Below are 8,738 nucleotides of genomic sequence, written 5' to 3'. Positions count from 1 at the left end.
TTGCCTCGTCCGAGGGGGCGAAACGACCGGAGATTCTAGCCGCTAGAGCTGGACAATGCTTTCGCCGAATTTTGAGGTGGGAGTATTACTGCCCACAAATAGCGGGATAAATAAAACGGCAGAACTTTTGGGAACCTTACAAGAGATTGATCCCATATACTTATGTTTTCAAAGATTGTTTTTTATACTGAAAACCCATATACAAACCCATCATCAATAAGAGTCACTTTCCCATGAAAAAAGCACTCTCAATGTTGATATACTCCCGCTCTAGAACCCCGTAATTTATATGGCCTGCTTTCATAACAAAGCACCACTTTTAAATCATCATTCTTATATGTTTCCTTCTCCCTCTATCCCTATACAATAAAAAAAACGTCTTTATATGGCATATATCCCGGTCAAAGCATTATAAAAGTGCATATTGTATTATGTACTTTATAACAAAAGGAGGAAAAAACAATGGGCTTTGGAAGTCACGGCGGTGGATTTGCGTTAGTTGTTGTATTATTTATCCTCTTAATTATTGTTGGTGCTGCTTGTTTTTGCTAACTAGCTAACCACTTCATACAACTTTTATGTAGACAAAAAAACTATGAAAAAGAACATCTAATGTTTAGATGTTCTTTTTCTATTTATAATCATAAAGTGAAATTTTCAACAACGGAAGTCTCCCTTATCTGCTTTACATCTATAAGAAAGAAGCCGACTTTATCAATCGGCTCCTCGGTATACATATTGTTCTTTTGGAGATTCTACTGTGCTCCATTTTGTAACTTCTAATACAGGAATATTTGCGTGAAACGGTTGATAAAACTCTGTTGAAATTGTTCCTTCAACTTGAATCCAATCATCATTTTTCCACTGGGCATCTTCAGGTTTCTTGACCAGCATTCCATATACACCTGAATCCGCTACACAGTGTATAATTCCAAAGCGGAATAAAAAGTATTGTTCTTTTTTAGCAGAATCATCACGAAATACAAACCCTTTAAAAGAAATTGTTTTACCGGTAAATTCACCAGGATAGTTATAAACGACTTCCATTCCTTTCAAAAAGTTTGTATCATCTAAAGCAATTTGATCTTTTTTCACAAATTGCTTCTTCTCTTTTTCCATAACTTCCCGATATCCTTCTTTTGCATAATAAATGCTCGTATCAGGTTTTAAAAACTGCCGATTCATAAACGGGTCTTTACTTTCTGGCTGTGCAACTGGGAAATGAAACCCTTTTGCTTTTACAATGTCAGAATCTAGTGTTGCAATTGGGAAAAAGAGCCCCGAAATAATTGGAAAACAAAATAGTGTATACGCAATCGTACGTTTCCACCATGTGTTTTCGTCTTTTGAATGATCATGACCACAGTGACTTGCATTACACCCACATTCATGATCATGATCATGGTCATGATTATGTTTATGTTTACCATGCTCTTTTTGAAATACAATAATCATTTGGATCACAGTTAAAAATCCTAAAATAATTGCTGCTGTTTTTGATAAATACGCATATTTCATATTGATATATTTCGTGATATCACCAGAAATATGAAGTTGTGCTAATAAAATTGTAAATCCAAGTAAAATATATGCTCGAAACATCGATTACCACCCCATCATATAAATGAGTAGTGAGCTTGCATAAACAACAACTGTAATTAAAACAATAACCACAATAACAAAACGTGTTTTAAAATTCGCAAGCATCATAATCATATTTTTAATATCTACCATCGGTCCATATACAAGAAAAGCGACTAGAGCTGGTGTTGCAAATGTACTTTGGAATGAAGATGCAATAAATGCATCAGCTTCTGAACATAATGATAAAATAAAAGCAAGTCCCATCATAACAATTGGTGAAGAATACGGTCCTTGTCCAATTGCAAGGAGTGTAGAAGTCTTCACAAAAGTTTGTACACTTGCCGCAATAAGTGCACCAATAATTAAAAATTTTCCCATTGAGAAAAACTCTTCAACAGCATGTGTACATACGTCCCAAAATTTTTGACGAAATGGTCGATTATGATCTACCACCGGAAAATTAGTATTCCGTAGTTGATGATCTTTAAACATAAACGATAAGATAAGACCCACAATAATAGCGACAATAATAGCGACAATAGCGCGATACCAAACCATATGCATACTGCTACCAAACGCTACATATGTCGCAAATAAAACGACAGGATTAATAATCGGTCCAGTCAGCATGAAGGCAATCCCTGCATATGGTGGTACTCCTTTCCCGATAAGGCGCCGAACGATCGGAACAATTCCACATTCACACCCCGGGAACATCATACCTAGAAAAACTGCTAATAATACAGACAGAAAACGATTCTTCGGCATCCATTTTGCTACCATATCTTCTGTCACAAATATTTGAATGAATCCTGAAATAAATACACCAATTAACACAAATGGCAGTGCTTCAATTAAAATCGAAATAAAAATCGTATTCATTTGCAGGAATGCTTTTGGTAAATGAAACATTTCCATGATGCATATCCCCCATCTTTTCATTAACAATAAGTAATTGTAACTGTAATTCGTAGATTGAACAAGTACTTATAAAAATTAACCTAAATGGTATATTATACATGTTTCATTTCGTAAATTAATGAACAGCAGTGCGCAAAAATGCTAATTTCTCAACATTTTATAGTAAAAAAGCTGTTTTGGAAATATTCCAAAACAGCTTTTCATCATATTAAAAATAACGTTTCTTCCAAAAAATGAAGGCCATTAAGCAAGATAATATTGCAGATATAATCATAGCCATTAAAAAACCATGCGGATTTTCACTTAAAGGAACCGGAACATTCATTCCAAAAAAACTGGAAACCATTGTTGGCACTGATAATATGATTGTCATAGAAGTTAAAAACTTCATAACACTGTTTAAATTATTAGAAATGACAGAACTAAATGTATTCATCATACCACTTAAAATATTGCTATATATTTCGGCCATCTCAATTGCTTGCTTATTTTCAATTAATACATCTTCCAGTAAATCTTGGTCATCTTCATACATTTTTATAAATGTATTATTTCGCATTAATTTTTGAATTACAATTTTATTTGCCTTTAAAGATGTTGTGAAGTACACTAAACTTTTTTCAAGTTCTAATAACGTAAAAATCTCTTTATTTTTCATCGATTTATTGAGCTCATGCTCTAAATCAGTTGTTTTTCGATTAATCTGTTTTAAATAACGTAAATAATAAGTAGAGATCGTATATAAGAGCTGCAGTGCGAAACGTGTCTTTTTAAAAGTATAAAATTCTTTAATGCGCTGATTAATAAAGCGCTCAAAAATCGGATTTTCTTCCAAACAAATTGTAACAAAACATTCCGGCATGACAATCATACCAATTGGAATTGTATCATACATTGAATTCCCTTCTTCATCATGTCTCACTGTTGGGATATCAACGATAATTAAGGCATTATCATCCTCTTTTTCAATACGCGAACGTTCTTCATCATCCAATGGGTCTTTAATGAAGTCCAGTTCAACATTTAATGTTTGAACTAAAAATTGAATTTCTTCCTCTGTTGGATGGAGTACATTAATCCAGCAACCTTTTTGAATCTCCTCAATCTCTTGTAGTTTTCCGTTTCGGTCTGTTAAATAAATATTTAACATACTATCACCCCGATTCTTTTTACATGTAGGAATCAACCTCACTTTAAAATAACAGTCTATTTTAAACCGCCATTTTCAGCATATGAAACAAATGAACAGATTTCAATAGAAAATTATTTTGAAAACGCTTTTCTTCACAAATTATTCAAATAGAAAAAGACAGAGTATTCTCTGTCTTTTATAGACATTATGTTGCCTTTATAACATATTTAGAAAGTATCCACAAGTTAAACGAAACAGAAACAGTATAACCAGCATACGTCGCAATAATAAAACTAATATAGTCATATTGTGGAAGCAATACAATATTTAACACAATTTTTATCCCTATTCCTAAAAACAAACCAAGTACTGTTTTTCCCTGTTGATTAATCCCTTGTAGCATGGCCGCTGTTACCGCAAAGAGCGAAAATAATATACAGGCCGGGGCGTAATAGCGTAAAATCACACTTCCTAGCGCAGGATCATTTCCCACACCAAATAGTAATGTATATACTGGTTCAGCTAAAAATATCATTCCTAACGATGCTGGAATCGTTAGAAATACTACAAGTAAATTTGTTCTCGTAAAATGTTTATATAATAACTTTTCATTTTTGGCTGTATACGCCTTCGTCATCTCAGGAACGAGTGACATACTAAAAGCCGTGGCAACCGAAACTGGAATTAACACAACCATTTGTACAAGCCCAATCACAGCATTTATTTTTTCCGCTTCCCGCTGCAAATATCCTATTTGCATTAATAGCTTATTAATTGTAAATGTATCGATTGTTTGATACAAGGGAATCGCAAGACCTACAACAACAAATGGAATGGAGTATGCAAATAATTCTTTGTACAGTGCGAAAAATGATTTTGTTGTTTGCGGAACACTCATATTTTCTTTTTTCTTTAAATGCCGCCTTCTCTTTAAGTAATACGCAATTAATATGCCAAGTCCTGCTACAGCTCCTACAAAAGCTCCAAACGTAGCAACTCCAACCGCCAACGCTGTTGATCCTTTGTATAATTGAAGCACTGCAAAACTTCCGATTAAGATTGTCAACACGCGAAAGAACTGTTCTACTACTACGCTTAAAGCGGATGGACCCATCGATTGAAACCCTTGAAAAAATCCACGTAATAAGCTCATAGAAGGAACAATTAGTAAAGCAAAGCTTACAATTTGAATATTATATGTAACAGCAATTACACTATTGCCCGTTTGATCTCCGCTATCAATAACAACCTTTGCTAGATTGGGAGCTAAACAATATAACAACAAAAATGATATAACTCCCATACACCCCATAAAAATAAGCCCACTTTTTAATACTCGTTTCACCGTGTAATAATCGTCTAATTCATTATATTTAGATACCATTTTGGAGACAGCTAAAGGAAGTCCCATCGTTGCGATACTAAGCATAATTGTATAAGGACGATAAGCATATGTATATAATACATATCCTCCCGTTCCAACCATCGCTGTAAAAGGAATAACATATATAAAACCTAACATTTTCGAAATCATCGTTGCCATTGTTAAAAAGAATGTTCCGCGTAAAAACGGTGATCCTTTCATGAAATTCCTCCGCTATACTGTTTTACTACACCATATGGACAACTTTCTACTTTTAGAACTTATATAAGATAAAACTTTAGTCTCTCAAAACCTTAAAATAGAGTCTTACTGCCCACAAATAGCGGGATAAACAAAGAAAAAAGCCAATGAAAATTCATTGACTTTAACGAACTGTTTTTCTTTTTTTCAATAATTTCATACCTATGTATACAGCAATAAAAAGAATCGCCCCTACGACGAAATAATGCGTGTAGTCAGCAGCATATTCTTTAATATGACGCCAATTCCCGCCAAGTTTTTCACCAAAATAAATAAACAGAATAGACCACGGAACAATTGCAAGTACTGTATATGCTGTAAATCGTTTCAATGACATTTTAGCTAATCCTGCTGGAATCGATATTGCATGACGTACAACTGGGATAAAGCGCGCAGAGAAAATCACACCTGCACCATATCGCTTAAACCATTCTTCCGCTACATCTAAATGTTTCTTTTTAATCAATAAATATTTACCATATTTTTCAACAACCGGACGTCCGCCATAATATCCAAGCCAATACAAGAAAATTTGTGCTAACGTTCCACCAATCGTTCCAGCAACCACTGCCCCAACGAAATTAATTTCTCCCTTAGCAACTAAATAACCCGCATAAGATAATACAATTTCACTTGGAATAATTTCAATCATGAGCCCTAGCGCAATCCCGAAATAGCCTAGACTTATAAAAAAATGTAGTAACTGTTCAATCAAATTTGCTAACATTCTTCATTATCTCCTTTTTTTCTACACACACTTTCTCATTATTTCACAAAAATCTATCCTTGCCAATATGCTACTACTTAATAGTATAAAATTATGCAATAATAGAAAAAACATACTTACCATTTCTATTTCGAAAGGAGAAAGTACACGATGGAATATAGATTACTAGAAATGATTCCAAAAGACAAGCTAGTTATAAAAGGTTTACTACTTCTTTACAAAGAAATTTTTCAATCAACTAGTCTTTCTTTATTCGGATCTTTCATATAAGCAAACATTTGCCGGATTTGCCATTCTGTATTTCTTCCTATCGATAATTCCGGCAATTCTTCTTCTCCAAAAAAGCGAACATCTTCTGTTTCAATACCGATTTGTCTTTCTCCACCTACTATTTCACAGCTAATAAATATTTTATATACATCAATTGCAGAAGGTGACGGTTGATGTTTCTGTTTATCAAAGATGGATAGTAAACGAAAATTTTCTACTCTATAACCTGTTTCTTCTAAAACTTCTTTTTGCGTAACTTCCGTAGGTGTATATCCAATATCAGCCCATCCGCCTGGAAGTGCCCATTTTCTATCACTTTTTTCTTTTACAAAAAGTAGCTTTCCGTCTTGAAACACGACCGCCCGTATATCTATTTTTGGAGTTTGATAACCCGCTTCACTTGCAAATAAATGCTCGACTACTTCCCAATCCGTTTTTGTATAATGTGACATCATTTCAATTGATAAATTCCGTAGCTCTTGAAAGCGTTCTATATCATATACATCTTTTGAATATGCTAATCCGGCCTGCGCAATTGCCTGTACTTGTTTTACCCATTCAATCCATTTTATTTCCATCATTTCACCTTCTTCAATTTAAATTACTCTTATTATATAACAAAAAAGAGATTGATCGTTCAATCTCTTTTTGTTCGTCTTCATAATTCATCTAAATGTTCTCGTATAAATTCATGACGCTTTTCTATATATTGAAAAATCAAACTTGCCTCACTATCAAACACATCTATTTTCGATTTCACATACGGATCTTGCAAAATATGTGGACGAAGTTCTTCGTACATTCCTTCTACTTTCGGTTTTATATATTCTACTGTAAATTGATGAGAGAGTATATCTTCCAAAATTTTTCTATATTGCTTTCTAAATACATCAACATCAAGTAATCTAGCACTTAACGTATTAAACCCTTGAATACGAACATAATCATGATCCATCTTTCGGCCTTGTACATCTCGTCCCCACGTTGCATCATAATCCCATGGAATCATTTCAAACAACTTTGTGTCTTCATTGTGATAGAGCGCATAATTGTGCACAAATCCATCGAAGTTTTGTGTGCATACAACACCCGCTAACCATCTTAAATATTTATCAACATCCACATATTTTACAATTTCTTTTTCATAAGCTGCTCTGGAAATCGTATTCAGTTGATAGATAAATTCGCTAATGTGTTCTTCACTATGTTCATTTCCATATTTCACCTCATACCCTAAGGACAATTTCGTTTTTATATCTCTATCTAACTCACTCATTAATGAAAAATTCGCATCATCATCGACTGCATAGTAAATCGAACCATTTGGTAATTTTCGTTTTCGTAAAAAATTTTCATCTACCGATTCTAACTGTAAATAAACTCCTTCAAATCGATTATTAACCTTCACAAGAACATGTTGCGCCTTTGGCGATAACGTACCAATGTCTGAAAAAAAATCTAGTGATAACTTATTCCGTATTAAAGAAAGATCGTTAAACTCCGAATTAAAATGCAGCTCTTTCACACCTTGAAAAAATTTTGGTTTATAGAACTTCACATGATATGATTTTTTCTTCAATTTTCGAATATGAGAGCCGCGATATACGATATCAATATCATACTTTTTTTTATTATATGTTAACTTAGCTGGAACAGGATCATCAGACCAAACATCTTTTCGCAACTCGACAATATACATTGGATGAATAAAAAAATCATAAGAAGGTATCATTTTCTCCCTTCCCCTCTCTTTCATCTACAATCAATGTATGCTTTTCTTTCTCCGATTGTCACATCCACCATAATCTCATTTTTATCAGCCATATATGCTTCTCCGATGCAAAAAAATAAATTCTTCATTATGTAATAGTACGAAAAGAATTTCTTTTTCAAATTACTGAAATAAGGGGGTATTCTTTATAAACTTTGATATTCAAAAATCTGTAAATCTTCTAAAACCTCGTATCACTCCTGCAGGTCAAAAAGATCAATATACTAATTCATAAATAGTTGGCTACCTATCACAGTCTGTTTTCTTTAGGGTATAACACCATTTTTCAAAAAGAACAAACACAATTCATCTAGTCAACATACCCTATTTATAGAAAGTTCATTATTCAAAATTCAAAAATAAATAAAATCTCATTTTTTATTAAGGAGGCTTTTCATACATGTATTCAAAAGACGACATTCAAAAAGCAGTGGAAGAGATAAAAGCGGCAGGAATGGAAAACTTTCTAAACCAAGAGCCTAAATCCAACCGTAAACGTTCTCGTTCTTGCCGTTCTGATCGCTCTCGTTCTTGCCGCTCTGATCGTTCTCGTTCTTGCCGTTCTAAACGTTCTCGTTCTTGCCGTTCTGATCGTTCTCATTCTTGCCGTTCTAAACGTTCTCATTCTTGCCGTTCTAAACGTTCTCGTTCTTGCCGTTCTGATCGTTCTCGTTCTTGCCGTTCTAAACGTTCTCGTTCTTGCCGTTCT

At 33.8% G+C, this 8,738-nt stretch carries 9 protein-coding genes; 2 read left to right on the top strand and 7 right to left on the bottom strand.

Annotated elements, in window-relative coordinates; genetic code table 11:
• Positions 1-462: 462 nt before the first annotated feature.
• Positions 463-552 carry a YjcZ family sporulation protein gene (locus MR076_RS25445; RefSeq protein ID WP_020060957.1) on the top strand — a complete coding sequence of 30 codons (90 nt, stop codon included), beginning with the start codon at positions 463-465 and terminating at the stop codon, positions 550-552.
• Between the two features lie 162 nt (positions 553-714).
• Here the strand turns inward: MR076_RS25445 and MR076_RS25440 are convergent, their stop codons facing one another.
• From MR076_RS25440 to MR076_RS25410, 7 genes are all read right to left on the bottom strand, one after another.
• Entirely contained in the window at positions 715-1,602 is an 888-nt protein-coding gene (locus MR076_RS25440) for a TIGR03943 family putative permease subunit (RefSeq protein WP_242225352.1), read from the bottom strand.
• A gap of 3 nt (positions 1,603-1,605) precedes the next feature.
• Entirely contained in the window at positions 1,606-2,502 is an 897-nt protein-coding gene (locus MR076_RS25435; protein WP_242225351.1) for a permease, read from the bottom strand.
• 211 nt (positions 2,503-2,713) lie between these two features.
• Positions 2,714-3,655 carry a magnesium transporter CorA family protein gene (locus tag MR076_RS25430; RefSeq protein ID WP_242225350.1) on the bottom strand — a complete coding sequence of 314 codons (942 nt, stop codon included), beginning with the start codon at positions 3,653-3,655 and terminating at the stop codon, positions 2,714-2,716.
• 187 nt (positions 3,656-3,842) lie between these two features.
• On the bottom strand, positions 3,843-5,222 hold the full coding sequence (locus MR076_RS25425; RefSeq protein ID WP_242225349.1) for a putative polysaccharide biosynthesis protein: 1,380 nt from the start codon (positions 5,220-5,222) through the stop codon (positions 3,843-3,845).
• Positions 5,223-5,385: 163 nt separating this feature from the next.
• Positions 5,386-5,988 (bottom strand): undecaprenyl phosphate transporter UptA, encoded by a 603-nt coding sequence (gene uptA, locus MR076_RS25420; protein WP_242225348.1) that lies wholly within the window; start codon positions 5,986-5,988, stop codon positions 5,386-5,388.
• A 230-nt stretch (positions 5,989-6,218) separates the two neighbouring features.
• Positions 6,219-6,836 (bottom strand): NUDIX hydrolase, encoded by a 618-nt coding sequence (locus MR076_RS25415; protein ID WP_242225347.1) that lies wholly within the window; start codon positions 6,834-6,836, stop codon positions 6,219-6,221.
• Positions 6,837-6,916: 80 nt separating this feature from the next.
• On the bottom strand, positions 6,917-7,990 hold the full coding sequence (locus tag MR076_RS25410; RefSeq protein ID WP_242225346.1) for a CotH kinase family protein: 1,074 nt from the start codon (positions 7,988-7,990) through the stop codon (positions 6,917-6,919).
• A 439-nt stretch (positions 7,991-8,429) separates the two neighbouring features.
• On the opposite strand from MR076_RS25410, the gene MR076_RS25405 reads away from it, so the two are divergent.
• A partial coding sequence (locus MR076_RS25405) for a CotG/ExsB N-terminal domain-containing protein (RefSeq protein ID WP_396021742.1) occupies positions 8,430-8,738 on the top strand: 309 nt, incomplete at its 3' end.

Origin of the sequence: Bacillus cereus group sp. BfR-BA-01380 (assembly GCF_022663535.1) — a bacterium.
GTDB lineage: Bacteria > Bacillota > Bacilli > Bacillales > Bacillaceae_G > Bacillus_A > Bacillus_A cereus_BB.
The sequence above is the reverse complement of the archived record's forward strand: the minus strand, read 5'-3'. Positions and strand labels throughout refer to the sequence as shown.